We start from the raw sequence: 26,499 nt of genomic DNA, 5'->3' as shown, positions 1-26,499 counted from the left end.
CAAAGACAGCGGCCAACGGTCACCCGGGGGCGGTGAGGCCGGGGTGCCTGGGCATGTTAGTAGTTATATAAGCGTCACCCTACACGGAGCGGGGCAGGCGGGGAAGCGGAAAAGGAGGGGGGAGGTATGTGCTATTCGCCGGCAAGCCGGCTTCCCACAGCGGCTTTGTTGCCCTTCTGTGGGAAGCTGGCTTGCCAGCGAATGATGTGTCGGTAAAGACTGCTTTAACCGTAGCGCTTGTCGCTCAGCGCCTGGATCCGATCATCCAGCGGCGGGTGCGAGCGGAACAGGGCGGAGAGTCCCCGGCGCACGCCGCTGTTGATACCGAACGCCACCAGGCTGTCGGGCATCTGGTTCGGCACTTCGGATTCCGCTTTCAGCCGTTGCAGCGCGGCGATCATGTCGCGGCGGTCCGCCAACTGGGCACCGGAGGCATCGGCGCGGTACTCACGGAAGCGGGAGAACCACATGACGATGACGCTGGCGGCGATACCGAAGATGATTTCCGCCACGAACACCACGATGTAGTAGCCGAAGCCCAGGCCGCCCTGGCCGTCGCGGCGCAGGAAGCTGTCGATCACGTAGCCCACCACCCGGGCGGCGAAGATGACGAAGGTGTTGACCACGCCCTGGATCAGGCTGAGGGTGATCATGTCGCCATTGGCCACGTGGCCGATTTCATGGGCCAGCACCGCGCGGGCTTCCTCGGGACGGAAGCGCTGCAGCAGCCCCTGAGACACCGCCACCAGAGCGGCGTTCTTGTTCCAGCCAGTGGCGAAGGCGTTGGATTGCTGGGCGGGAAAGATACCCACTTCCGGCATCTTGATGCCCGCTTTCCGGGACAGCTCATCGACGGTGGCCAGCAGCCAGCGCTCGGCTTCGTTGCTGGGCTGCTCAATCACTTGCACCTTGGCGGACCATTTCGCCATTGGCTTGGAAATGAGCAGGGAAATGAGTGAGCCGGCGAAGCCAAAGACAGCACTGAAAATCAGCAAATTGGTCAGATCCAACCCGGTGCCACTTTGTGCCAGGTAGGAATTCACCCCCAACAGGCTCAAAGTAATGCTGGCGACCACGATAACCGCCAGGTTAGTGAGCAGGAAAAGCGCAATGCGCATCATCGGTATGTTTCTCCACTGACTGATGTTGTTGGCCCTGATGGGTCCGATGTCCGGACACCAGCGTACCCGACGTGGAGGGCCCCCACATCGAGCAAACTTCAATGGAAAATGGGGGCAGGGCGGTTGCCTTCAAGGTCCGGCAGCGGAATACTCCCGCTTTTCCCGGCGTGACTGCGAATGCCCAGGCTATGACCCACTCCTTTTCCATTGACCAGCTCGATCCCTATTTGGTTCCCCCGAAGGACCACCGGCACCGCCTCTTTCATGGGCGGGGCAAAACCCTGCCTGGCTGGGAGGGACTGACTCTCGACCGCTTCCCGCCGGTGTTGATGGCGACCCTGTTCGACGATTACGACGCCGCCACTCTGGAGGCGCTGGAACAGCGGCTGCGGGCGGCCCTGCCGGAACTGGATTGTGACACCCTGGTGTTTCAGCATCGTCATCGCCGGCCGGCCCTGACCCGGGTGATCACCGGCGCTGTGCCGGAACCGCACTGGGCCCATGAAGGGGGCCTGCGTTACCGATTGGATTTCGAACGGGGCCAGAATCTGGGGTTCTTCGCCGATATGGCGCCCGGGCGGAGCTGGCTGTGGGAGCGGGCGGCGGGCAAGAAAGTGCTGAATCTGTTCAGTTTTACCTGCGCTTTCTCACTGGCGGCGCTGGCCGGCGGCGCCGAATCGGTGGTGAACATCGATCTGTCCGCGCCGGCGCTGGCCCTGGGGCGGGAGAATCAGGTCGCCAACGGCTTCGCCGACGCCCGGGTGCACTATCTGCCGCACAATATCTTCCGTAGTTGGAAAAAGCTGCATAGCCTGGGCCGCTATGACCTGATCGTGGTGGACCCGCCCAGCGCCCAGCGCGGCAGCTTCATGGTGGAGAAGGACTACCCCAAGGTGCTGGAGCGGCTGTCCAAGCTGCTGGCGCCGGAGGCGGAACTGCTGGTGTGTCTGAACGCGCCCTGGCTGGGGCGGGACTGGATCGAGGCGCGGGTGGCGGAGCGATTGCCGGGCGCCGTTCTGGAGGCGGTACTGCCGGGAGCGCCGGGCTTCGATGAAGCCGCGGAGCCGGCATTGAAAGTGCTGCATTATCGTTATCGGCGGCCGGCGGTGGAGTGAGCGGCTGGCGGGGCCGAATTCGCTGGCGAGCCAGCTTCCCACAGCGGGGGGCCACGAAGCCGCTGTGGGAAGCTGCCTTGGCAGCGAATGCGTTGTAAGAAAGAACCTACTTCTTGCGAATGCGATCCAGATAACGGGCGATGCGGCCGATGGAGTCTTCGAGGTCGTCCACCCGGGGCAGGAACACCACCCGGAAGTGGTCCGGGTCCGGCCAGTTGAAGGCCGTGCCTTGAACGATCAGGACGTGTTCCTCGCGCAGCAGATCCAGGGCAAAGGCCTCGTCATCCTGGAACGGGAACACTTTCGGATCCAGCCGCGGGAACAGATACAGGGCGGATTTGGGCTTGACGCAACTGACCCCGGGAATGGCACTGAGCATTTCCCAGGCAATATCCCGCTGCCGGCACAGCCGCCCGCCCGGCGCCACCAGATCATCGATGCTCTGGTATCCGCCCAGCGCCGCCTGGATCGCGTTCTGGCTGGGCACATTGGCGCACAGGCGCATGCTGGCCAGCATCTCCAGACCCTCGATGTAGCTCTCCGCCAGATGCTTGGCGCCGGAGATGATCATCCAGCCGGAGCGGAAGCCGGCGGCGCGGTAATTCTTGGACAGGCCGTTGAAGGTAATGAACAGCAGGTCGTCCGCCAGGGAAGCGATGGAAGTGTGTTTCTCTTCGTCGTAGAGGATCTTGTCGTAGATCTCGTCGGCGAACACGATCAGGTTGTGTTCGCGGGCGATCTGCAGCATGTCTTCCAGCAGGGCGCGGTCGTAGTTGGCACCGGTGGGATTGTTCGGATTGATGATCACCAGGGCACGGGTGCGGTCGGTGATTTTCGAGCGCAGATCGTCCAGGGCCGGGTGCCAGTCCTGCTTTTCGTCGCACAGGTAATGCACCGGGTTGCCGCCGGAGAGGCGCACCGCGGCGGTCCACAGCGGATAGTCCGGCGCCGGCAGCAGTACCTCGTCGCCGTTATTGAGCAGGGCCTGCATGGCCATCACGATCAGCTCGGAGACCCCATTACCGATAATGATGTCGTCCACCGAGACGTCCTGAATGCCTTTGGTCTGGCTGTACTGCATCACCGCCTTGCGGGCCGGGAACAGGCCCTTGGAGTGGCAATAGCCGGTGGCGTCGGGCAGATTATGGATCACATCCTGGAGCAGTTCTTCCGGTGCCTCGAAACTGAACGGCGCGGGGTTGCCGATATTCAGTTTGATCACCCGGTGGCCTTCATCCTCGAGCCGATGCGCCTCACGCAGCACCGGACCGCGAATGTCATAGCAAACACCTTTGAGTTTGTCCGACTTACCGATCCTGAAAGGATAACCGCTCATGGAGATCTCTCGCCCTGATCCGCGAAACAGAAGAATGGGAACCGATTCTACATGGGCGCGGAAATGCTGTATATGAAGGGGCGGCCCCAATAGAGGAGAAGCAATACCATGATCAAGTTCGAGGAACTGATGGCCCTGGCGGTCAACCGCAAGGGCGGCCTCAAAGCGGTGGAGGCGGCGCTGCCGGAAGTGAAAACGCCGGCGCAATTGCGTAAACCGGACGATGCCTTTTACTTCTCCGCCATGACCCGTCGTGTGTTCCGGGCCGGTCTTACGCACAGTCTGGTGGACGCCAAGTGGCCAGCGTTCGAACAGGCGTTCTTCGGTTTCGATCCGGAGAAACTGGTGCTGATGCCCGACACCATGCTGGAAGAGCGCATGCAGGACACCCGCCTGATCCGGCACTGGGGCAAGATGAAAGCGATTCGCCATAACGCGCAACTGGTGCTGGACCTGCGCAAGGAATACGGCGGAGTAGGGCGCTGGCTGGCCGGCTGGCCCGAGGAGGACACCGTCGGCATGTGGCAGTTGCTGAAGAAGCGCGGCAAACAGCTCGGTGGTAATTCCGGCGCCGCCTTTCTGCGCATGGTCGGCCGCGATACCTGGTACCCCACCAACGATGTCATCGCCGTGCTCAAGTCCCATCGCATCATCGACAAGCCGCCGGTCAGCCAGCGCGATCAGGCCGCCGCCCAGGCCGCGTTCAACCAATGGCAAAAGGAATCCGGCCGTCCCCAGGCGCACATCAGCAAGATTCTGGCCTTCACCGTGGGATAAGCCAAAGTAAAGATCGCAAAGCAGAGAAGAACACTTTGACTTTTGCGCATCGGAGCGCGACCATAAATGAGAATAATTCTGCTTTCTTTCGGGCTCCTTATCTCATGACCAGAACCCTTCAGCGCTGGCTGAGCGCTTTCGTTGTACTGTTTTTGCTGTCATCCCTGGCTCAGGCCGCCTCCCAGACCGCTTTGGTGCAATTGGTGGAGTACGTCGGCGCCGACTACATCAATGCGGTGCAGGACGGCACCATCGTCAGCGACGAAGAATACGCGGAGATGGAAGAGTTCTCCCGACTGCTGCATGAAGGGATCGGTCAACTGGACGACGTGGAAGGCCGGGACACCCTGCTGGAGCAGGCCGCCGCACTGCAACAGGCGGTGGCGGGCAAAGCGCCGGAAGCCGAGGTGAAAGCCCTGGCCCAGTCCATACGCGGTACCCTGGTGGACGTCTACGGCATCCCGGTGATGCCCAAGGCGGCGCCGGATATGGCGCGGGCCGCGGAGGTTTATCAAAGCACCTGTGCCCTGTGTCACGGCCCGGATGGGCGCGGTGATGGCCCCGCTGGTGCCGCGCTGGAGCCGGCGCCCACCGATTTCCATGAACTGGCCCGTTATGAAGGCCGTTCCCTGCTGGGTCTGTACACCACCATCACCGGCGGTGTGGAAGGCACCGGCATGGCCGCCTATGAAGAGACCCTGAGTGAAGCCGACCGCTGGGCGTTGGCCTTCTATGTCGGCAGCATGGCGGTGACCCCGGACATGGCCGCCAGCGGCAAGACCGCCATCAATAACGAGCAGGAGTTGAAAACCGCTCTGACCCTGGACGCGGTGATCGCCAAGGCGCCGGAAGACGTGCGCAATCAGCTGGGTGACCAGGCCTATGACGCCGCCGGTTACCTGCGCACCGAGCCCCAGGCGCTGTTCAGCCAGAACCGCTTCATCGAGATCAGTGACGGTAAATTGTCGGAAGCCGAGCAGGCCTACGCCGCCGGCGATACCGGTGCCGCCCGCGCCGCCGCGTTGTCCGCCTACCTGGACGGCTTCGAAATGATCGAGCAGCAGCTCTCCGCCGTGGATCCGGCCGTCATGCGGGGCATCGAACGCCGCTTCATGGCCGTGCGCGAAGGCATCGAGCGTGGCTTGCCGGAAGCGGAAGTCAGTGACCGGGTGGCCCAGGCCCGCGCTGGTCTGCAGGAAGCGGAGGGCATCCTCAGTGGTGATGGCCTGAGCGCCGCCGCTACTTTCTCCGCCAGCTTCTTCATCCTGTTCAGGGAAGGGCTGGAAGCGCTGCTGATCATCGCCGCTTTGCTGACCTTCACCCGCAAAGCCGACGCCAAGACCGCCACCCGTTACATTCATTACGGCTGGGTGCTGGCTCTGGCGGCCGGTATCGCCACCTGGTACGTGGCTTCCACTCTGATCAACCTGAGTGGCGCCACCCGGGAAATCACCGAGGGCGTGGCCGGTATCGCCGCCGCCGTGATTCTGTTCTACGTCGGTTTCTGGATGCACAACAACAGCCAGAGCCAGAAGTGGCTGGGTTACATCAAGAACAAAGTCGACAGTGCTCTGGATGGCGGCACGGTATGGGCCCTGGCGGTGGTGTCGTTCATCTCCGTGTACCGCGAGATGTTCGAAACCATCCTGTTCTACCAGGCGCTGTGGACCCAGGTGACCGCGGCGACCCAGTCCTACCTGTTCTATGGTTTCGGTGCCGCCGTGGTGGCCCTGGCCGTGGTCTGTGTGTTGATCTTCCGCATCGGCATGAAGCTGCCGCTGGGGCTGTTCTTCAAGGCCACCAGTGTGGTGCTGCTGGTATTGTCGGTGATTCTGCTCGGCAAGGGCGTGGCCGCGCTGCAGGAAGCCGGCATCCTGAACGCCCGCTATCTGCCGTTGCCCACCATTGAATGGCTGGGCTTCTTCCCCACTATTCAGGGGGCATTGGCTCAGGCCGCGGCGATCGTACTGGCGGTGCTGATGTGGCTGCGTAGCCGGGGGCAGGCGAAAAGCAGCTAGAAGAGCAGTTGATAGTTGACAGTGGACAGTTGACAGCGAAAAACAAAAAGACAAAAGGCCTGATCTTTAGCCGCTGTGGGAGCTTGCTTGCAAGCGAATGGGATTCTCTCAAGCGCTTGGCAATATTCGCTTGAAAGCAAGCTTCCCACAGAAGTCCGGTCCACACGGGCCGCGATTTGTTTGTGCGGCGGAACGGATCGAGCCGCTGTGGGAAGCTGGCTTGCCAGCGAATCGGCGTGCAAGCGGGTGGTTCAACAACTGAGGGGCGCGATTGTATTTTAGGCCCGGAACGGATCGGGTAACCTATGGCGGCGCTTTGGTCTGGGAATTCCCGCATGCCCCGTTTCGCCGCCAATCTGACCCTGCTATTCACTGAATACCCCTTTATGGAGCGCTACGGTGCCGCCGCCCGGGCCGGCTTCAAGGGCGTGGAGTGTCTGTTTCCCTATGAATGGGCGCCGACGGTGCTGGCGGAGTGTCTGCGCGAGCACGATCTGCGGCAGGTGCTGTTCAATTTGCCGGCGGGGGACTGGGGCGCTGGCGACCGTGGTCTGGCCGCCTTGCCCGGCCGGGAAGCGGAATTCCGCGATGGCGTGGAGCGGGCCCTGGCTTATACCGAAGCGTTGGACTGTCCACGGGTCAATTGTCTGGCCGGCATCCCTTCCCCGGACGCCGATCCGGAACACTGCTTCGAAACGCTGGTCCACAATCTGCGTTACGCCGCTGATCAACTGGCGGAGCAGGGCAGGGAAGTGACCGTGGAGCCGATCAACACCCGGGTGGACATGCCGGGTTTCTTTCTTGCCACCAGCGACCAGGCGCTGGCCGCGATCACGGCGGCGGACCGGCCCAATCTGCGTTTGCAGTACGATCTTTACCACGCCTGGGTGATGGGCGAGGCGGTGGCGGCTTCCCTTTCCCGCCTGCGGCCCCATATAGGGCATGTACAGTTCGCCGATGCCCCCGGCCGCCATCAGCCGGGCAGCGGCGAAATGCCGCTGGCGGAGTTGTTCGCGCGGTTGGACCAGATTGGTTATCAGGGTTGGGTCAGCGCCGAATACCGGCCCCTGGGGCACACCCGGGACAGCCTAGGCTGGCTGCAGGTTTAACCCGCGGGCACAACTAAGGACAGGAGCAAGCGAGTCTTTATGAGAAGTTGGGGTGGCAAGATCATTGTCGGTCTGCTCGGTATGCTGGTGGGCGGCCCCATCGGTCTGGCGGTGGGAGTGTTGATCGGACACTTCCTGGATCGCGGCGTGGAACGGGTGCAGTCGTTCAACCCATTCCGGCCGTACCGGCCCGGTGAGAAGGAAGAGGTGCAGGATGCGCTGATGTCGGCGGTGTTCTCGATCATGGGGCATCTGGCCAAGGCCGATGGCCAGGTCAGCCGCACCGAGATCCAGCACGCCGAGGCGGTGATGGCGCGCATGCAACTGAATCCGGAACAGCGCCGTCACGCCATCGACTGCTTCAACCGGGGCAAGGCGCCGGACTTTCCCCTGGACGCCACCGTGGCGGAGTTCCGGCAGCGCATTCGTCACCGCCGCCATCTGGTGCTGGTGTTCCTGGAAATCCTGCTCCAGACCTGTCTGGCGGACGGAGAACTGAAACCGGAGGAAGAACGGATTCTGATCCGGGTGGCCAACGGGCTCGGGGTGCCGCCGGACCAGTTCCGTCAGATCCTCAACATGCTGTTGGCCCAGGCCCGCTTCGCCGGAGCCGGCGGCGGCGCTGGTGGTGCCGGGAGCGGCCAGCCCGGCGCCAGCCGCCCCTCCATCAATGAGGCCTACGGCGTGCTGGGGGTGGAACCTTCCGCCTCCAATCAGGAAATCAAACGGGCCTACCGCAAGCTGATGAGCCAGCATCACCCGGATAAGCTGGCGGCTCGCGGCGTGCCGGAGGAAATGATCCGCATGGCCACGGAAAAAACCGCGGAAATCAGCAAGGCCTACGAAATGATCAAGACCGCCCGGGGGTTCTAGCGAGCCTCTGGAGAATACCGCGTCATCCCGGGCTTGACCCGGGATCTCCCTCCGGAGGGGGGCATTTAGTAACGGGGGATGCCGGATCAAGTCCGGCATGACGTTTCTCAGGGGCTTCTGGACCTCTCGACAGGCTCCGGGCCCTGGGTTAGCGTTGGAGAGACCCGCCCGTCCTTGCGACCGCCCGTTGATGAGGGACCGACATGCTTGGCGAGATACACAGCATTCACCACGAATTTCCTGAACACCACGCCCGGATCGACGACCTGGCCCGCGGCGATCCGGGGTTCCGCTCCCAAATCCAGGAACACGATAAACTCGATAAACAGATTCGTGGCCTGGAACTGCGCGAAAGCCCCATCGGCGACGACGAAATGGAAGCGCTGAAACGCCATCGGCTGCACCTCAAGGACCAGATCCTGAAACGCTTGCTTAACGGCGCCTGACGCCGGTCCGCGATCCGCCAGCGGGCTGACTTCCATGGATTGCGCTACGAAGCCGCCGTGGGAGCGGCCTTGGCCGCGAATGGCTTGCCCCGCTGTTGGCAATTCGCTGGCAAGCCAGCTTCCCACGGCCGCTCCGCCGTCTTTTCCGTGGCGAGGCGGCTTGCGGCTCCCCGCTCATTCGCTCCCGCGTTGGCTGTTCTCCCCAACGGCGCGGGTTCTGCGACCTGTTTCCGCTACTCCCGCATTCACTTTCCCGTGCCGAACTCCGTGGCTAAGTGAATGGACTTGACTTATTTTGTATTTTCTATAAAAAATAGAAAATGTTCTTTGATGTAAAAAAGACGGATAAGACAAACAACAACCGACACAACAACGAAGGAGCGGGCGATGCAGCCGGATCTTGCATTCTCACGTCTGTTGGCGGAAGGCGACATGGTGTTGGACAGGCTGGACGCCTGTGTCGAGAGGCATCCGGAGAAGACCTTTATTTATTACGGCGAGGACGATGTCTCGCTGTCGTTCAAGGCGTTCAAGGAAAAGAGCGATGCCCTGGCCGCGGGGCTGGCGGGCCTGGGTGTGACCGCCGACGACCGGGTGTCGGTATTGACGCGCAATTCCCTGATGGCGGCTCTGAGCATGTTCGCCATCTGGCGCGCCGGAGCGGTCTATGCTCCGGTGAACTTCAACTATAAAGGGCGGCTGCTCAGCTATCAGTTACGGGACACCGCCCCCAAGGTCCTCATCGTTGATGTCAATCTGGCCCCGGCGGTGGACGAGGTGCTCGCTGATATCACCATTCCCCATTATGTGGTCTATCACCCCGAAGCCGGTGATCACGATGATCAGGGCGCGAGCCTGCCGGCCGGGTTGTCGCGGGAAAGCGTGCGGGATTTTCATGCCTTGATATCGTCCCCCATGGAGCCGGTGGCCGTGTCGCGGGGTTATGACGACGTGGCCAACATCATCTATACCTCCGGCACAACCGGGCCGTCGAAAGGGGTGGTGCAAAGCTTCCGCTGGATGAATCAGTACAACTTCCTGCCGCGCGCCTTCAACAACGCCGACGACGTGCTGTACTGCGACCTGCCGCTTTATCATGTCGGCGGCGCCTTTTCCCAGTTCGTCCGGGCGGTTTGGCACGGCAACACCGTCGGGCTGTGGGATCGATTCAGTCCCTCCCAATTCTGGCAGCGGATCGAACGCTGCCAGGCCACCGCATGTGTCCTGCTGGATGTCATGGTGCCCTGGCTTATGAGCGCCCCCGAGCGGTCCGATGACCGCCACAACACGCTCAACAAAGTCCATATGCAACCGTTGCCCCCCTCCAACCGTGAGGTGGCGAGACGCTTTGGTTTCGATTTCGTCACCGCCGGCTTTGGCCAGACCGAAACCGGCGCCGGATTTCTGGTGGTGATCGATCAGTTTGGTGACCAGGCCGGTACGCCCGAGCCACTCTACAAAGGGCTATCCAAGCAAGACGTCAGAGCCGCCGCTGCTGAACTGGACGCGCTGATTGTCGATGGCACCAAGGATATCCCCAAAGGGCTAATGGGGCGCCCGTCTCCTTTGCTGGAAGCCTCCATCCTGGACGAAAACGACCAGCCTTGTGCGCCGGGCCAGGTTGGGCAGTTGTCATTTCGGCCGCGATTTCCCTCGCTGATCATCCGCGAGTACTTCAACAAACCGGAGAAAACCCTGGAGGCGTTCCGCAACCTTTGGTTTCACACCGGAGACGCCTGCTATCGGGATGAACAGGGTTGTTATTTCTTCGTGGATCGCATGGGAGGGTACCTGCGCGTGCGGGGAGAAAACGTCTCCTCCTATGAAGTGGAGGACCTGATCAACACCCACCCGGCAATTCAAGTATCCGCGGCCATTCCGGTGCCGGCCAGGGAGGGCCATGAGGAGGATATCGGTGTGTTCATAGAAGCGGTCGAAGGCCTGGCTCTGGAAGTCGATTCGATACGGGAACATTGCCACGAGGTCATGCCGAAATACATGGTCCCCCGGCATATCCGTATCGTGCCGAGCATGCCGTTGACGCCCACGGGCAAGATCGAGAAATACAAGTTGCGCCAGCAATTGTTGGAGGAACTGAACCGAAAAAATCACCCCCACTGATACGCACTTTCCGTATCGCGGGTACCCGATAAGGAGAACAGAAATGGGTATAAAAAGACGTCAGTTGTTAGCCGGCGCGACAGGCCTCGGCGCCTTGGCCGCGCTCCATCCTTCACTGGTATGGGCCAAGGACAGCAAACCAATACGTATTGGGGCCATCTTCCCGATGTCCGGCATCGGCGCGGAAGCCGGCGCCGCCTGGCTGCAGGGCTCCCGCCTGGCGGTGGAACACTGGAACCGTAATGGCGGTGTGCTTGGGCGACCGATTGAACTGGTGGTCCGGGATGACAAGTACTCCAGCAGTGGCGCTGTTACCGCGGGCAGGGAATTGGCCACCAGCGGCGTCAATCTCATCGTCGGTGCCTGTCAGTCGCCGATGGCGTTGGGGCTGGCGCCTTTGCTGGAAGAGTTGAACGCCTTGTGCGTGGCGCCCACGCCGGCGGCCATGTCGCTGACCCACGAGAACTACAGCCGCAATCTGTTTCGCCTTTGCCCCAACGCTTACATGCTCTACGCGGGACTGGGCCGCATGCTCGCGCAAAAACACCCGGACATTGATCACTGGGCCACCATTGTTTTTGACAGCGAATATGGCCATGACGCCATCCGCTACTTTGAGTATGGCGTGCGCAGTGTGTCTGGAGACAGGGAGGTAACGTTTGATCGGCCTATCTACACACCGGTTCAGAAAACGGATTTCCAGGTGGAGATCAACCAGTTGATGAACTCGCCGGCGAAAGGCCTGTTCTGTGGTTTGATCGCCGCGCCCATCATCAGTTTCCTGCAGCAGGGGCGGAGTATCGGGCTGGATAGGAAGTTCGAAGTGATGGGCGAGTCGGGTACCGACCTGTTGATCGCCAAAGCGTTGAAGACCGCCATGCCCGACAACCTCTGGTCGGTCAGCTATTGGCATCCGGAGAACTCTTTCTTTGCGAAAAACACCCTCAGCCAGCAACTATTCAAGGATTATGTCGAAGCCACTGATGATCGCTATCCGGTCGGGCTGTTAACCAGCAGTCATCGAGCCACCCAAGCTCTGCTCAGCGGCATCGAAAAGGCGGGTGACACCGACACCCAGACCGTGGTGGAGGCGATGGAAGGGCTCACCTTCGACACCATCACCGGCCCCTATCATATCCGCAAGGAAGACCACCAAGGCTATGGCACCAGTGTTTACGCCCGGGTCGGACCCAAAGAAGACGAGCCGTACTACGGACTGAATGACCTGGAAGTGGTGAACGACGAACAGACCATGGAGCCGCCGTCCCCGGGCGAGGCCTTCACATTGCCGGCATGAACGGCGCCATGCCCCGGCGGTTTGGCGCGCCGTTCCGTTCCGGGGCCGTGGACTAACGCATCTCTATGCAGGAGGTCGCAGTGGCTACGCAGATGATTTTGGCGGTATTGAATGCCCTTTCCATGGGTATGGCGATCTTTCTGGTCGCCGCGGGTATCACTCTGATTTTTGGTCTGCTCAAGATTCTCAACATGGCACAAGGCGCCTTCTTCATGATCGGCGCCTACCTGGCCTTCAGTATTATCGGACATCAACAGCTTTCGCTGCCGGCCTTCATCGGCGTGGCCCTGTTGGCGGGACTGGCGGTGGGGCTCTTGGGTCTGCTCACGGACCGGTTAATTTTGTCCAGACTGCGGCATGTGGATTACCACTACATGTTGATCGCCACTTTCGCGCTGATGATGGTCTGCCATGGTGTGGTCAAAGTAATCTGGGGCGTGAATTTCTTTTCGGTATTGCCGCCGAAAGGGTTGGATCAGCCCCTTCAGATAGGCACGATTTTTTTATCGCGCTATTCCGTTTTCGTGATTGCCGCGGGCCTGGTGACCTACGCGATTCTGGAAATCGCCATTCACCGGTTGTGGGTGGGCAAACTGATGCAGTCCCTGGCCAGCAAGCCGTGGATGTGCGCGCTATTGGGAATCAATGTGTCGCTGGGGTTAACGCTCAGCGTGATGTTCGCCTTTTTCCTGGCCGGCTTTGCCGGCGGCCTGATGCTGCCATTGCAGAGTCTCTCACCGCAGTTGGGTGATGCTTATCTGCTGTATGGTTTTTTCGCCATCATCATTGGCGGTCTGGGCAACATCCGGGGGGCCATGCTGGGAGCCATTCTGCTGGGGCTGGTCAACAGCCTGAACACCATACTGTTACCGCAGTGGCCGGGCATCGCCATTTACGTGGTGCTGGCGGTTTTCCTGTTCTTCCGCCCGGAAGGGTTGTTTCCCAGTCTCGCCGCCCAGCCGGAGGACAGCAGCGATCAGAACGAAGCCGCCATGTCCGGTCCGGTATCCCATCGCAAGAACTGGTTTCGGGTCGGCTCGCTGCTCTTCGTGGCGGCACTCAGCTTACCTTTCTGGGCCGATGGCGGGCTGCTGTACATCGCCGGCAGCGCGGTGATCTATGCGCTGTTCGCGTTGTCCTGGAACATTTTGTTCGGCTACACCGGGCTCGCGTCTTTCGGCCACGCGGCGTTCTTCGCCATCGGAGCTTATTTTACCGGCGTGATGTTGCGCGATTGGCCGCAGGTGCCATTCCTGCTGATCCTACTGGGCTGTGGTGTGGCCGGAGCGCTGGTCGCCGGCTTGCTGGGTGCTCTGGCGCTGCGTCGTTTGGCCGGCATTTTTCTGGCGGTGTTGACCATCGCTTTGGCCGAGGTAACCCGTTTGCTGATCAGCTACAGCGATTTCCTTGGCCGGGAAGATGGACTGGTGGGTATTCCGCGACCAGTACTGGACGGTCTGGGCATCGACCTGAGTCGATCCTCCTCCTACTACTGGTTCCTGCTGGTGGCCGTGGCCCTGCTTATCGGCATGTTGTGGTGGATCCTGCATGGCCGATTCGGCCGTTTGCTGCTGATTACTCGTCAGGATCCCGATCGCGCCGCTTTTCTGGGCGTGAATGTGATCCGGGTGCGCACTATGTCTTTCATGCTGTCCGGGGCGGTGGCCGCCATCGCCGGCGGCCTGTACGCGCCCTGGGCGCGCATCGTGACACTGGAGCAGGTGAGCTTCCTGGCCTCCACGCAACCGGTGCTGAACGCCATGCTCGGTGGTGTCCATTCGTTTTGGGGGCCGTTGATCGGTGCTGGCATTTTTGCCGCCCTGGAGTATGGGACCCGCACTTTTGTCGGCCTTTCCGAAATGATGATGGGCGCGCTGCTGCTGTTGATCATTCTTGCCGCGCCTAACGGCGTGATCGGACTGTGGCGTGCCTATACCACGGCCAAACGAGCCGGCACCACGGACAGGAAAGAGGGCAGTGTGACGCCGGAGGAAAAATCACCGAGGAGACTGGCGGATGGACATTCTCAAAGTTGATCAGGTTTGTAAAAGCTATGGGGCTTTGGAAGTACTCAAGCAGGTCTCCCTGGCGGTTTCTCAAGGCAGCATCTTCGCCATCATCGGTCCCAATGGTGCCGGTAAGACCACGTTGTTCAAGGTCATGACCGGCGAGAGTCCCGCTAATGGCGGTTCGGTCTGGTTTCATGGCGACGATGTGACGTCCGCGCCGGCCCACCGCCGCGCCCGCGCGGGTATTGGACGAACCTTCCAGGTGGCCAGGGTGTTCAACGACTTTTCCGTACGTGAGAACGTAATCGCGGCGGTGGAAGCCCGGCGCCGTAATCAGCGTCAATCCCTGGGTCGTTGGTGGGCGATCAAACCGGATTCGGCGGTGGTGTCGGAAGCGGAGGCGTTGATCGATGAAATTGGTCTGGACGGATCGGAGGATGTGGCCGCGCGTTTTCTATCCCATGGGGACCGAAAACGTCTCGAGTTCGTCATCGCCCTGGCTTTGCAGCCCAGGCTGTTGATGCTGGATGAACCCACCGCCGGCATGTCTCCCGCCGACCGGCTGGGAATCGCCGAGCTGATTGTACGGATTCGCGATCGCCTGGGCGTCACCGTGGTGATGACCGAGCACGACATGGACATTGTTTTCAAGTTGGCCGACCGCGTGCTGGTGCTCAATTACGGTGAAGTGGTGGTAACCGGCACGGTCGAGGAAATCCGGGGCAATCCCGCGGTTCAGGAAGTCTATCTCGGCAAGGAGGTGCTGCATGCTTGAAGTGCGAGATCTGAACGCTTTCTACGGCGATGCGCACATTCTTCACAATGTTGCTCTGCAAGTGGAAGCCGGGCAGCGCGTGGCGTTGTTGGGGCGTAACGGCGCGGGTAAGTCCACTTTCCTCAAGAGTGTCATGAACGCCGGGCCCGGCGTGAACGGTTCAGTCCGGTTTGAAGGAAAAAACCTGGGCAATCTGCCGTCGTATCAGCGCGCCCGGCTGGGTATTGCTCTGGTACCGGAGGATCGTCAGATCATTCCCCATCTCAGTGTGCTGGAAAACATCGCCATGGCCGGTCACGCCCGGTCCGGCCGCCCGGCGCTGACACCAGGCCAGATCGCCGAGCACTTTTCCATGCTGGAGCCCTTGGTGAAACGTTACGGAGGTCAGCTTAGCGGCGGCCAGCAGCAGCTGTTGGCCATCGCCCGTGCCTTTGCCGGGGCGCCGAAACTGTTGTTTCTGGACGAGCCCACGGAGGGCCTGGCGCCAATCATCGTGCAAGGCATGGTGGATGAGATCCTGGACATCTGCGCCAACAATGGCACGGCCTTGTTGTTGTGTGAGCAGAACATCTGGTTTTCCAGAGCCTGCACCGATTATGTCTACATCATTGATACCGGCAAACTGGTGTTTCACGGTGACTGGCGGGCTTTCGACGCCAATCCCGAGATTACCCAACGGTATCTTTCGGTATGACCGGCCAACGGTATCGGAGGAGAGTAGCACCATGAAAGGCGCTTTGAACGGTATACGAGTGCTTGATCTGTCCCGGTTCGTGGCCGGTCCCTATTGCGCGATGATGCTAGCGGACATGGGCGCGGAGGTGATCAAGATCGAACGGCCGGGCCCTGGCGAGGTGGCGAGGGGCATTGAGCCGGGAGTGGATGGTCAGAGTTATTACTCCTTTGTCGTCAATCGCAACAAACTCGGCCTCACTCTGGACTACCGGCAACCCGCCGGCCGTGATCTGTTGCGTGAGCTGGTGGCCGAAGCGGATGTATTGGTGGAGAACTTCCGCCCCGGTGTGATGGAAGCCATGGGGTGTGGCTGGGATGTGCTCAGTGCCATCAACCCGCGCCTGGTGATGGCGCGCATCTCCGGCTTTGGTCAAAGTGGACCGCTGGCCAACAAACAGTGTTTCGATGCCGTGGCTCAGGCAATGAGCGGGCTGATGGACATGACCGGCGATCCCGCCGGTCCACCCATGCTCACTGGAACCACGGTGATTGATTACACCACCGGCATGTACGCCGCCATGGGCGTCCTCGCCGCCATTAATGCCCGCCATCAAACCGGGCAGGGGCAGGTGGTGGACGTCGCCTTGCTCGACAGCGCCGTATCCCTGCTGCTCAGTGCCATACCCGAGCGCGCCCACGGTGATACAGCGATTACTCGTCGAGGGAATCGGGATCGCTTCTGCGCGCCTTCCAATACCTTCCAGACCCGGGACCGGCGCTGGGTGCTGATCAACTGCGCCGATGATCCCATGTTCGAGCGCCTTGCCGCCGCCATGGGGCGGCCGGAACTGATCTCGGATCCCTGCTTTGAAAGCCGCCCCCGCCGCGTGGAGAACCGCGACCGGATCGAGGCGATGACCGGAACATGGGTGGCCGGTCTGAGCGCCCGGGAAGTGGAGGCGCAATTGGAGCAGGCCAATGTGCCCTGTGCCGTGGTGGCCACCATCGATGATGTTCTGGACAACGAGCAGCTGCGGCACCGGGGACAGATCACCGAAGTCGCTCATCAGAGCGGCAAGAAAGTCATCACCCAGGGAGTGACGATGCAACTGTCGGACACGCCGTTGAGCATTCGCTCGGCATTGCCCTACGTGGGTGAACATTCCGGCCAGGTGCTGTCCTCCTGGCTGGGCTATTCGGAGCAGCGCATTGGCGCGCTGGCCGAACAAGGCATCATTTCCGTGACTCGTTCGGAGAAACATTATGCGTCTTAGATTACGACAACTGTGCCTGGTGGCGGACAAACTCGAGCCCGTGGTGGAGGATCTGAAAGCGGTATTCGGCCTTGATGTCTGTTTCAGGGATCCTGGTGTCGGCAAATTCGGGCTGCACAATGCCCTGCTGGCAGTGGGGCCGACTTTCATCGAGATCGTGGCGCCGGTTCAGGAAAACACCACCGCCGGTCGCTACCTGCAAAAGCGCGGCGGCGATGGCGGCTACATGGTGATCCATGACACCGATGATCTGGAGGGGTGGGCGGCGCATCTGTCCGAGTTAAATATCCGCATCGCCGCGGCCCTGGAACACGGCGATTACCGGGGCTTGCAACTGCACCCCGGCGACACCGGCGGCGCCTTGTTGGAGATCAACACCACCAAGGGCGGTGATCAACTCGATGACGCTTACGGTCCCGCCGGTCCGGATTGGCAGTCCCACGTCCGGCAGGAACGGGTTAAGGGCATTGCCGCCGCCGAATTACAGAGCGCGGACCCGGAACGACTGGCCCGCCGGTGGTCGGAAGTGCTGCGGCGGCCCTGTGAGGCGGTGCCGGCTGGGTTTGAGGTGACACTGGATCACGGCCGTCTCCGGTTCGTGCAAGCCCGCGACGGTCGGGGTGAAGGTCTGGGTGGTCTGGACATTCAGGTGCAGGACGCGAAGGCAGTGCAGGCACAGGCCCGCGCCCGTGATTTGCCGGTCAGCGACGACACCGTGGTGATTGGCGGCATGCGCTTTTATCTCGTTTCCCCCTGACCACGGACAGGCGCAATTGCCGGGAGGCTTTGTATGGATCTGAATTACAGTGAAGAACAAAACATGCTGCGGGAAAGCGTGGCCCGCTTCGTTCGTGACCGTTACGACTTCGCCCAGCGGCAGCAATGTCTGAGCGCGGGGGAGGGTGCCGCGTTCTGGTCACGGTTCGCTGAGCTGGGCTGGCTGGCGATACCATTCAGCGAGGATCAGGGCGGCATTGGCGGTGGCGCCGTGGAGGTGGGCATCGTCATGGAAGGCCTGGGACGGGCCCTGGCCCTGGAGCCCTATCTGGCGCATATGGTGGCCACCCAATTGCTCGCCAGGGTGGCGAAGGAGTCGGTGAACGCACGCCATTTACCGGCGGCGCTGGCCGGCGAAAGCCGTCTTGCGCTGGCCTTTTCCGAAGCGGGAGGCCGCTACCATCCCGCCTTTTGTACCACCAGCGCTTCCCCTCTGGGGGACCGCTATGTGATTCAAGGGGCCAAAAGCGTGGTCCCGGGCGGACAGCATGCGGACCTTTACCTGGTGGTGGCGCGCACCGCCGGCCAAGCCAGGGATGAACACGGCCTGACGTTCTTTTTGCTGGAGCGCGATCATCCCGCTCTGCGGGTGCGTGAGTATCAGACTAACGATGGCACCGGTGCCGCGGACCTGACTTTCGAACAGCTTGAGGTGAGCGGCGACGCTCGCATTGGTGAGCTCCATGGTGCCTATGCCGAACTGGAATGGGCGTTGGACCTGGGGGTGGCCTATCAGGGTTGGGAAGCCGTGGGTGCCATGTCGGCGCTGTCCGACGCCACTCTGGAATACCTCAACACCCGCAAGCAATTCGGTAAACCCCTGGGTGCCAATCAAGCGTTGACGCATCGCATGGTGGATCTGTTCATCGCCGTGGAGGAAAGCCGCTCCAGCGTGCTGCGCGCCGCCCTGGCGATGGACGCGGAATCGCCGACCCGGCGGCGGCGCGAGTTGTCGCTGAGCAAAATCGCCGTTGATCGTTGTGCCCGCTTCGTCGGCCAGACCGCGGTTCAGTTGCACGGTGCCATGGGGGTCACCAACGAATTGCCGGTGGGGCATTACTTCAAACGTCTCACCGCCATCACCGCCACCTTCGGTGACAGCGAATGGCACGCCCGGCGCATCCACCGGTTGGATAGTGCCTCCTCCCGTGAAGCAGGAGTGGAACATGGACATTAATCTTTCCCCGGAACAGCAGCGATTCGCTGAGCAGGTGCGGGAATTCATCAGTCGCAACCTGCCTCGGGATATTGCTGAAAAAGTCCGCCGCGACCAACATCTGGACCGGGAGGATCATATGCGTTGGCAGCGGATCCTCGGCAAACAGGGTTGGCATGCTTTTACCTGGCCGGAGCAATACGGCGGTCCGGGCTGGTCGGTGATACAGCGGTATTTGTTTGAGGTGATCAGCGCGGAAATGGACTGTCCGATTATCCAGCCCTTCGGTCCGCGCATGGCCGGTCCGGTGATCTATACCTTTGGCACGGAACAGCAAAAAGAGCGGTTTTTGCCAGGGATTCGCGATTCCAGTGTCTGGTGGTGCCAAGGGTATTCCGAACCCCAGGCCGGTTCCGACCTGGCCTCACTGTCCACCTGGGCGGAGGACAAAGGCGATCATTACCTGGTGAACGGTCAGAAAATCTGGACCTCCTATGCCCACCACGCGGACTGGATGTTCTGCCTGGTGCGCACCTCGAAAGGAGAACGACCGCAGCAGGGCATCTCCTTTGTGTTGATCGACATGCGCACCCCCGGCGTGGAGGTACAACCCATTCTGATGCTCGAAGGCACCCACTCGTTCAACACCGTGTTCCTGGAAAACGTCAGGGTGCCCAAGGAAAATCTCATCGGCGAGCAGGACAAGGGCTGGACCTACGCCAAATTCCTGCTCGAACACGAGCGGGTGGACAATGCCGCCATCGGTGTGACCAAAGCGGCGTTGCGCCGGCTCAAACGTATCGCCAGGGAAGAGGTTGCCGACGACGGCGGCCCGCTGATCCAGGATCCGTTGTTTCACCGGAAACTGGTGGAGGTGGAAGCGCAATTGCAGTCTCTCGAGGTCACCGCGTTGAGAGTTCTGTCCCAGGTAGCCAGTGGTGAGGCGCCGGGGCCGGTGGCGTCGCTGTTGAAGATTCGCGGTACGGAGATCGCCCAGCGTATCAGTGAGCTGGCTTCCGAGGCGGTGGGCGTATTCTGTCTGCCTTACCAACCGGACTATCTTCATGATGCCGGCGCGGAGCAGCCGGTGGGCCCGGAGCACGCCGCCACGGCCGCCAACAACTATCTGTGGCGTCGCTGCATGTCCATCTATGGCGGCACCAATGAGATTCAGAGAGAGATCATCGCCAAGCGGGTGCTGGAATTATAGGCAACGTGAGGGCCGGGTGACCTGGTGTGGCTCAGTCGCGCCCCTGTTCCTTGGAGAGACGTTCTTCCAGATAGCTCAGGATGAGGTTGGAACTGGCGAGAATATCTTCCTGGATACTGCTCCTGGCCTGTTCGCCGTCGCGTTTACGCAGGGCCTGGAGCACAGCAAGGTGAGGGTGAGTTTCGCGGGGTTCGCAGGGCGGATGGGCGGTGAAGGCATTGACGGTCGGACCACATTGCAACCAGAGATTGCGGACAATGCGGGAGAGAAACGGCATGTCCGCCAGGTCGCACAGGCTTTGATGAAAATGCACGTTTTCGCTCATCATCGCCAGATAATCCTTTGCTTCCTTGGCGTTGCACAACTGGTTATGAATTTGTTCCAACTGATCGATATCCGTGCCTCTGGCCAATTGGGCGGCACGCCAGGCCGCTTCGCCTTCCAGCATGACGCGCAGGTCGCGGATTTCCTTGTAGCGTTCCGGCGGCAGGATCGCCACCCGCACGGAACGTCTGTCTACTTGTGAGAGCACTCCCGAAGACACCAGCCGGGCCAGTGCTTCGCGCACCGGTGTCTGGCTGATACCCAGTTCCTCGGAAATTTCCTTCAACTTGATCTTCTCGCCGGGCTGAAAGCGCCCGCTCATCAGCGCCTGCCGAAGATATCGGTGTGCCTGGGCACTGAGACTGTCCTTGGTCAGGCCCACCGGGGCCTCGGGCGGGCGAGGCGTCTGTGAAGACATGAAGGCACTCACTTTTATATTTGACAGAAAATTAAAGGCGCGAATCTAGTATGGCGCCCCTGATCCGTCAAGGCGGAAACCGGAAAGAGCAGGGCTTGACGGTCAGAAATCGTTGGTTTTATATTTTGTATAAAATATACAAAATTATCCAGCAATACGCTTCACCCAACGCGGATACCAACAACAAACCCGGCTCCATAACCGAGCCGCTGGCAACAAGCGAGTACAACAATGAGTGATCCCCAACTTCTTGAACGGCTCGAGCAGGGCATCCTGTGGCTGACCCTGAATCGTCCGGAGAGCCGTAATGCCCTGACACCGGAGATGATCGGTCAGCTGCGCGAAACCCTGGAAAAGGCGGCGGTGGATCCGGCGGTGCGCGTGGTGGTTCTGGGCGGCGCGGGCAAGGGTTTTTGCGCCGGCGGTGACGTCAAGGCCATGGCGGACCGGGGCGACCCTGGGCCGATGGAACAGCGCGTGACCGAACTGCGCCAGTCCATGGAAAGCGCGCGGCTGCTCCACGAAATGCCCAAACCCACCATCGCCATGGCCCGCGGTGCGGTGGCTGGAGCCGGCCTGTCGCTGGCGTTGGCGTGTGACTTCCTGATCGTTTCCGACCGTCTCAAACTGACGTCCGCCTTTGTTAACGTCGGGCTTTCCGGTGACTTTGGCAGCACCTACTTCCTGACCCACCGGCTCGGGCATCGCGCTCGGGAATTGGCGCTGCTGTCTCCGCTGCTGGACGCCGCCGAAGCGGAACGCCTGGGTCTGGTGAACCGGGTCGTGGCCGATGCCGAGCTGGAAAACGTCACCGCCGATCTGGCCGCCCGCTTGGCTGCCGGACCGGGACTCACCCAGGGCCATATCAAAGCCAACCTCAACGCCGCCGAGCAGGGCGCCACTTTGGCACAGCTGCTGGACCAGGAAGCCTGGCGGCACATTCGCTGCAGCCTGACCGAGGATCATCAGGAGGCGGCCAGCGCCTTCGTGGAAAAACGCACGCCCCAATTCCGCAATCGCTGAAAACGCCGCATTGCAGCCCGCCCAAAGCGGGTACCCGCACTGAACAGGAGAGCACCATGTCTTATCAGGACATCGAATACAGCGTGAGCGGTCATATCGCCACCATTACCCTGAACCGCCCGGAGCGCTTGAACGCCTGGACCCATTTGATGGAAAACGAGATGCGTTCCGCCCTCGCGGTGGCCGAGGCGGACGATCAGGTGCGCGCGGTGGTCATCACTGGCGCCGGGCGGGGGTTTTGCGCGGGCGCTGACATGAGCCTGCTCAACAGCGCCGCCAGCGGTGAGCGTGACAGCAACGATAAAGAAGAGGGACAACAAAAGGCGGCCGACGATCCGGAGGGCAACTTCAGCCGTAAGTTCAGCTATCTGCTGCGGGTGTCGAAGCCGATCATCGCCGCCATCAATGGACCGGTGGCGGGCATCGGTCTGTGCATGACCCTGTTTTGTGATTTCCGCTTCATGGCCGACAACGCCAAGCTCACCACCGCTTTTTCCCGTCGTGGTCTGATCGCCGAGCACGGCGCCTCCTGGATGCTGCCCCGGCTGGTGGGCACCATGAACGCCCTGGACCTGCTTTATTCCGGGCGCCTGGTACAAGCGGACGAAGCACAGAGCATGGGGCTGGTGAAGACCTTTCCGGCGGAAGGCTTTCTGGCGACGGTGGAGAGCATCGTGGAGGAAATGGTGACACTGTCGTCGCCGCGTTCCATCGGGGTGATGAAACGCCAGGTCTTCGACGGTCTGTTCCAGTCCTTGTCGCAGGCCTGGGACGTGGCGGATCGGGAGATGGTGGCCTCCTTCGACAGTAACGATTTCAAGGAAGGCGTCGCTCATTTCATGGAAAAGCGCGCGCCGAACTTCACCGGCTCCTGAATCGCGCCCTTCGACCATGAGGACCCTGCATTATGGATACTCTCGATTCCACGGAGATGCGCGCTTTTCGCCGGGAAGTGCGTGATTTCGTCACTGCGAATCTGCCCAAGCCGCTGGAACAACGATGTCGGCAGGGCTTCCACCCCAGCAAGGAGGACATGCGCGAGTGGACCGCCATTCTCCATGGCAAGGGGTGGTCGGCGCCGCACTGGCCGACCCGCTACGGCGGCACTGGCTGGTCACCGCTCAAGCGGATGGTATTCGATATCGAGCTGGCGGAAGCCTGGGCGCCGGCGCCGAGCCCGTTCGGCTTGCATTTGATCGGGCCGGTGATCTACACCTTTGGCACCGATCAGCAAAAAGAGCGCTATTTGCCGCGCATCCTGGACGGCTCCGAATTCTGGTGTCAGGGCTATTCCGAACCCAACGCCGGCTCCGACCTGGCTTCGCTGCGCACCGCCGCGAAAAGAGAAGGGGATTACTATCGGGTCAACGGTCAGAAGATCTGGACCAGCCAAGCACAATTCGCCGACTGGATCTTCTGCCTGGTGCGTACCGATAACAGCGGCAAAAAGCAAAACGGCATCAGCATGCTGCTGATCGACATGCACAGCCCAGGCGTGACGGTGAAACCCATCATCACCCAGGACATGGATCATTACGTCAATGAAGTGTTCTTCGAGGATGTGCGGGTGCCGGCGGAAAACCTCATCGGCGAGGAAAACGCTGGCTGGCGTTACGCCAAATTCCTGCTGGAAAACGAACGCACCAGCAGTGCCTACCTGCCGCAGGCGAAACAGGATATGAAGCGGCTGCGCGAACTTATCGATCGCATGCGTGATGAGCACAGCGAGGGCATCGACGACGAGGCGCTGGATACGGAATGCGCGGCTCTGGAAATCGAAGTCGCCGCCCACGAGCTGGCCATTTATCGCATCCTCACCGACAACGCCAGCAGCCAGGCCGATACCGCCGCTTCCATGGTCAAGATCCAGGGGGCGCGGCTGCAACAACGTATCAGCGCCTTGTGGGTGGAGGTCCTGGGCATGCACGGACTCCCTCTTTTCCAGCCGCATCGGGAGCACGACTTCGGTGACCCGGCGGCGATGGGGGCCATGTCCCAGTTCCTGATTCGCCGGGCGGTGTCCATCTATGGCGGCACCAATGAAATCCAGCACGGCATCATCGCCAAACGGGGACTGCATCTATGAGGGACGCAACGTTACAACGGCGGCCGTTGGCCCTGGGGCTCAGCGAGGATGAACGCCAGCTCCAGGACAGTATCGAGCGTTTCATCGACCACGAATACGACCTGACGCGCCGTCGCGCGGCGCTCGCCGAAGGCGGTGACGATCCCGCCTTATGGCGGCAGATCGCCGAACTGGGGTGGCTGGGTGCCTGCCTGCCGGAAACCGACGGCGGCTACGCTCAGTCCCCCAAGGAGGCCCTGATCCTGCTGGAGCAATTTGGCCGAGGTCTGGTGCTGGCGCCCGTGTTGGATGCCATGCTGGTGCCATCGGCGATTATACGGGCGGCCGGGCAGGGCGAACGCGAGGCCGCGCTGTTGATGGCGATGATGGGCGGGGAGCGCCGCCTGGCTCTGGCCTGGGCGGAACCGGGGCGACGCTATGATTTGCGGCCGGTGACCACTCAGGCACGGCACGATGGCTACCAATGGCGGCTGCAGGGTACCAAGGCCACGGTGCTGGGGGCTCCACAGGCGGACACGCTGCTGGTATCCGCCGCCGCCGATCAGGGGCCGGTGCTGATGCGGGTGCCGGCGGACGCGCCCGGACTGGCTATGACATCCTGCCCCACAATCGGCGGGCAACCGGCGGCGGACTTGTTTTTCGCCGATGTGCGCGTCGCCGATGACGCCCTGGTGGCCAGCGAGGAAAGCGCCGCGGCGGCGTTGCAAGCAGGGTGGGATTGGGGCGCGGCGGGAGCCTGTGCGGAAGCGTTGGGCGCCATGCGCGCGGCTTTGACGTTGACCCTGGAATACGTCGACACCCGCGAGCAGTTCAGCCAGCGATTGTCGCGATTCCAGGTGATCCAGCATCGTCTGGCCGCCATGGCCCTGGAACTGGAATACAGCCAGGCGCTGTTACCTTTGCTGGCGGCGTACCTGGATCGGCCTGGCGAGCGCTCGTCAACGGTCATCGCCGGTGTCCGCTCGCGTATCAGCGCGGCGGCACGCAGGGTGACCGCCGACGCGGTCCAACTGCACGGCGGCATCGGTGTCACCGACGAGGCGGCGGTGAGTCATTATTTCCGCCGCGTGGTGGCATTGGACCAAGCCTGGGGAGGGCACCGTTTCCATCTGCAGCGCTACCGTCAGCAGCGTCACGGCCACGATTTGATTCACGCCTAGCGGTGGTGCCACAACCGCCCGGTGTGCATCAATCAGGGCCACGAAGCCGCCGTGGGAGCGGCCTTGGCCGCGAATGGCTTGCCCCGCTGTTGGCAATTCGCTGGCAAGCCAGCTTTCCACGGCCGCTCCGTCGTCTTATCCGTGGTGAGACGGCTTGCGACTTCATCGCCAATCCTTGCCCATTCCTATGCCTGGCGCCCGCCGTACCTGGCTTTCCTTTGACTTTTGCCGCCAACTGCCCCATCTCTTTGCCCATCGTTTGTTCGTTCGGGAGTTTATATGACGGCCTATTCCGTTCTGGATCTCTGTCCCATCCTGCGTGGCGGGGATCCCACCCAATCGTTTCGCCATTCCCTGGATCTGGCCCGCCACGCCGAGCAGTGGGGCTACACCCGCTATTGGGTGGCGGAGCATCACAACATGCCCGGCGTGGCCAGCTCCGCCACCGCCGTGGTGATCGCCCACATCGCCGCTGGCACCCAGCGTATCCGGGTCGGTTCCGGCGGTATCATGTTGCCCAACCACGCGCCGCTGGTGGTGGCGGAGCAGTTCGGCACCCTCGCGTCCCTGCACCCCGGCCGCATCGACCTGGGACTGGGGCGGGCACCGGGCACCGACATGGAAACCGCCCGAGCGCTGCGTCGCGACCTGCAATCCAGCGCCATGGAATTCCCCCAGGACGTGCAGGAACTGATGGCCTATCTGGATGACCCGGACCCGGAACAGCGGGTCAAGGCGATCCCCGGCGTGGGCACCAAGGTGCCGGTGTGGCTGCTGGGTTCCAGCCTGTTCAGCGCGCAACTGGCGGCTCGTCTCGGCCTGCCATTCGCGTTCGCCTCCCACTTCGCGCCGGAAGCCCTGCACGACGCCCTGGCGATCTACCGCGACCGCTTCGAGCCGTCACGCTACCTGGACAAGCCCTACGCCGCGGCGGGTATCGGCGTCTACGGCGCGGACGACAACCGTGAAGCTCAGCGGCTGTTTACCTCGGTGCAGCAGCAGTTCACCAACCTGCGCCGCGGCCGCCCGGGGCCGCTGCCGCCGCCGCTGGAAAACATGGATGAATTCTGGTCGCCGCTGGAACGGGCCGGCGTGGAGCAGGCCCTGCGTTATTCCATGGTCGGCGATAAAACCACGGTCACCGAAGGGCTGCGGGAGTTTCTCGACAAAACCCAAGTGGATGAAGTCATTATTACCTCAGGCATATTCGACCACGACGCCCGTTTGCGTTCATACAAAATGGCGTCGGAGATATTAAGCGAATTGCCATGATGGCGGATTGATATCGCCGATTTGAGCGGTGGCCGGCTTGGATGGCCTGTTACAAAAAATCGTCGGGAACGATTTTTGACGTTACTTTAGTAACGGCCCGCAGGGAATCGTCATGGACGGCGGTTAC

At 61.5% G+C, this 26,499-nt stretch carries 24 protein-coding genes; 21 read left to right on the top strand and 3 right to left on the bottom strand.

Going from position 1 to position 26,499, the window contains the following annotated elements; translation table 11 throughout:
• Positions 1-224 precede the first annotated feature (224 nt).
• Positions 225-1,121, bottom strand: a complete 897-nt coding sequence (gene htpX / locus RYH70_RS12010) for a protease HtpX (protein ID WP_022995962.1) — start codon at positions 1,119-1,121, stop codon at positions 225-227.
• A 188-nt stretch (positions 1,122-1,309) separates the two neighbouring features.
• Here htpX and RYH70_RS12005 point away from each other — a divergent pair, with 188 nt between their 5' ends.
• Positions 1,310-2,236, top strand: coding sequence for a class I SAM-dependent methyltransferase (locus tag RYH70_RS12005; RefSeq protein WP_317009188.1), 927 nt, complete (start codon positions 1,310-1,312; stop codon positions 2,234-2,236).
• 106 nt (positions 2,237-2,342) lie between these two features.
• On the opposite strand, the gene RYH70_RS12000 is transcribed toward RYH70_RS12005, so the two are convergent.
• A complete protein-coding gene (locus RYH70_RS12000) occupies positions 2,343-3,572 on the bottom strand; it encodes a pyridoxal phosphate-dependent aminotransferase (RefSeq protein ID WP_026949747.1) in 1,230 nt (409 codons plus the stop codon).
• 108 nt (positions 3,573-3,680) lie between these two features.
• On the opposite strand from RYH70_RS12000, the gene RYH70_RS11995 reads away from it, so the two are divergent.
• The 14 genes from RYH70_RS11995 (at position 3,681) to RYH70_RS11930 (ending at position 20,089) form a co-directional block, all read left to right on the top strand.
• Positions 3,681-4,349, top strand: a complete 669-nt coding sequence (locus RYH70_RS11995; protein WP_022995959.1) for a DNA-3-methyladenine glycosylase I — start codon at positions 3,681-3,683, stop codon at positions 4,347-4,349.
• Positions 4,350-4,453: 104 nt separating this feature from the next.
• Positions 4,454-6,367: a cytochrome c/FTR1 family iron permease gene (locus RYH70_RS11990; protein WP_317009187.1), complete on the top strand. Its 1,914-nt coding sequence runs from the start codon at positions 4,454-4,456 to the stop codon at positions 6,365-6,367.
• A gap of 335 nt (positions 6,368-6,702) precedes the next feature.
• Positions 6,703-7,476: a 2-oxo-tetronate isomerase gene (gene otnI, locus RYH70_RS11985; RefSeq protein ID WP_317009186.1), complete on the top strand. Its 774-nt coding sequence runs from the start codon at positions 6,703-6,705 to the stop codon at positions 7,474-7,476.
• A gap of 39 nt (positions 7,477-7,515) precedes the next feature.
• Positions 7,516-8,349 (top strand): co-chaperone DjlA, encoded by an 834-nt coding sequence (gene djlA, locus RYH70_RS11980; protein WP_022995956.1) that lies wholly within the window; start codon positions 7,516-7,518, stop codon positions 8,347-8,349.
• Positions 8,350-8,552: 203 nt separating this feature from the next.
• Entirely contained in the window at positions 8,553-8,795 is a 243-nt protein-coding gene (locus tag RYH70_RS11975; protein ID WP_080531123.1) for a YdcH family protein, read from the top strand.
• A gap of 387 nt (positions 8,796-9,182) precedes the next feature.
• Entirely contained in the window at positions 9,183-10,916 is a 1,734-nt protein-coding gene (locus RYH70_RS11970) for an AMP-binding protein (protein WP_080531122.1), read from the top strand.
• A gap of 43 nt (positions 10,917-10,959) precedes the next feature.
• Positions 10,960-12,213: an ABC transporter substrate-binding protein gene (locus tag RYH70_RS11965; RefSeq protein WP_080531121.1), complete on the top strand. Its 1,254-nt coding sequence runs from the start codon at positions 10,960-10,962 to the stop codon at positions 12,211-12,213.
• Positions 12,214-12,293: 80 nt separating this feature from the next.
• The gene (locus RYH70_RS11960) at positions 12,294-14,249 is read left to right on the top strand and encodes an ABC transporter permease (RefSeq protein ID WP_233916710.1); all 1,956 of its coding nucleotides are present in this window, start codon (positions 12,294-12,296) and stop codon (positions 14,247-14,249) included.
• The gene (locus tag RYH70_RS11955) at positions 14,230-14,997 is read left to right on the top strand and encodes an ABC transporter ATP-binding protein (protein ID WP_284455057.1); all 768 of its coding nucleotides are present in this window, start codon (positions 14,230-14,232) and stop codon (positions 14,995-14,997) included. Before RYH70_RS11960 ends, RYH70_RS11955 begins: the two co-directional genes overlap by 20 nt.
• Complete coding sequence (locus RYH70_RS11950) at positions 14,990-15,691, top strand: ABC transporter ATP-binding protein (RefSeq protein WP_080531119.1); 702 nt, start codon at positions 14,990-14,992, stop codon at positions 15,689-15,691. Before RYH70_RS11955 ends, RYH70_RS11950 begins: the two co-directional genes overlap by 8 nt.
• A gap of 31 nt (positions 15,692-15,722) precedes the next feature.
• Complete coding sequence (locus RYH70_RS11945) at positions 15,723-16,946, top strand: CaiB/BaiF CoA transferase family protein (protein WP_167374849.1); 1,224 nt, start codon at positions 15,723-15,725, stop codon at positions 16,944-16,946.
• A complete protein-coding gene (locus RYH70_RS11940) occupies positions 16,936-17,703 on the top strand; it encodes a VOC family protein (RefSeq protein ID WP_080531117.1) in 768 nt (255 codons plus the stop codon). Before RYH70_RS11945 ends, RYH70_RS11940 begins: the two co-directional genes overlap by 11 nt.
• Before the next feature lie 33 nt (positions 17,704-17,736).
• The gene (locus RYH70_RS11935) at positions 17,737-18,900 is read left to right on the top strand and encodes an acyl-CoA dehydrogenase family protein (protein ID WP_080531116.1); all 1,164 of its coding nucleotides are present in this window, start codon (positions 17,737-17,739) and stop codon (positions 18,898-18,900) included.
• Complete coding sequence (locus RYH70_RS11930) at positions 18,890-20,089, top strand: acyl-CoA dehydrogenase family protein (RefSeq protein ID WP_233925692.1); 1,200 nt, start codon at positions 18,890-18,892, stop codon at positions 20,087-20,089. The genes RYH70_RS11935 and RYH70_RS11930 overlap by 11 nt, the downstream gene beginning before the upstream one ends.
• A gap of 31 nt (positions 20,090-20,120) precedes the next feature.
• On the opposite strand, the gene RYH70_RS11925 is transcribed toward RYH70_RS11930, so the two are convergent.
• A complete protein-coding gene (locus tag RYH70_RS11925) occupies positions 20,121-20,831 on the bottom strand; it encodes a GntR family transcriptional regulator (RefSeq protein WP_233925691.1) in 711 nt (236 codons plus the stop codon).
• 50 nt (positions 20,832-20,881) lie between these two features.
• Between RYH70_RS11925 and RYH70_RS11920 the strand changes: the two genes are divergently transcribed.
• From RYH70_RS11920 to RYH70_RS11895, 6 genes are all read left to right on the top strand, one after another.
• On the top strand, positions 20,882-21,070 hold the full coding sequence (locus tag RYH70_RS11920) for a hypothetical protein (protein WP_284455055.1): 189 nt from the start codon (positions 20,882-20,884) through the stop codon (positions 21,068-21,070).
• The gene (locus RYH70_RS11915; protein WP_284455054.1) at positions 21,063-21,854 is read left to right on the top strand and encodes an enoyl-CoA hydratase; all 792 of its coding nucleotides are present in this window, start codon (positions 21,063-21,065) and stop codon (positions 21,852-21,854) included. The genes RYH70_RS11920 and RYH70_RS11915 overlap by 8 nt, the downstream gene beginning before the upstream one ends.
• 56 nt (positions 21,855-21,910) lie before the next feature.
• Positions 21,911-22,729, top strand: coding sequence for an enoyl-CoA hydratase (locus tag RYH70_RS11910; protein WP_233925689.1), 819 nt, complete (start codon positions 21,911-21,913; stop codon positions 22,727-22,729).
• Between the two features lie 32 nt (positions 22,730-22,761).
• Positions 22,762-23,940 carry an acyl-CoA dehydrogenase family protein gene (locus RYH70_RS11905; protein ID WP_284455053.1) on the top strand — a complete coding sequence of 393 codons (1,179 nt, stop codon included), beginning with the start codon at positions 22,762-22,764 and terminating at the stop codon, positions 23,938-23,940.
• Positions 23,937-25,100: an acyl-CoA dehydrogenase family protein gene (locus RYH70_RS11900; RefSeq protein WP_233925687.1), complete on the top strand. Its 1,164-nt coding sequence runs from the start codon at positions 23,937-23,939 to the stop codon at positions 25,098-25,100. The genes RYH70_RS11905 and RYH70_RS11900 overlap by 4 nt, the downstream gene beginning before the upstream one ends.
• A gap of 279 nt (positions 25,101-25,379) precedes the next feature.
• Positions 25,380-26,372: an LLM class flavin-dependent oxidoreductase gene (locus RYH70_RS11895; RefSeq protein ID WP_022996355.1), complete on the top strand. Its 993-nt coding sequence runs from the start codon at positions 25,380-25,382 to the stop codon at positions 26,370-26,372.
• Positions 26,373-26,499 lie beyond the last annotated feature (127 nt).

Origin of the sequence: Alloalcanivorax xenomutans (assembly GCF_032810065.1) — a bacterium.
GTDB classification, from domain to species: Bacteria; Pseudomonadota; Gammaproteobacteria; order Pseudomonadales; family Alcanivoracaceae; genus Alloalcanivorax; species Alloalcanivorax xenomutans.
The sequence above is the reverse complement of the archived record's forward strand: the minus strand, read 5'-3'. Positions and strand labels throughout refer to the sequence as shown.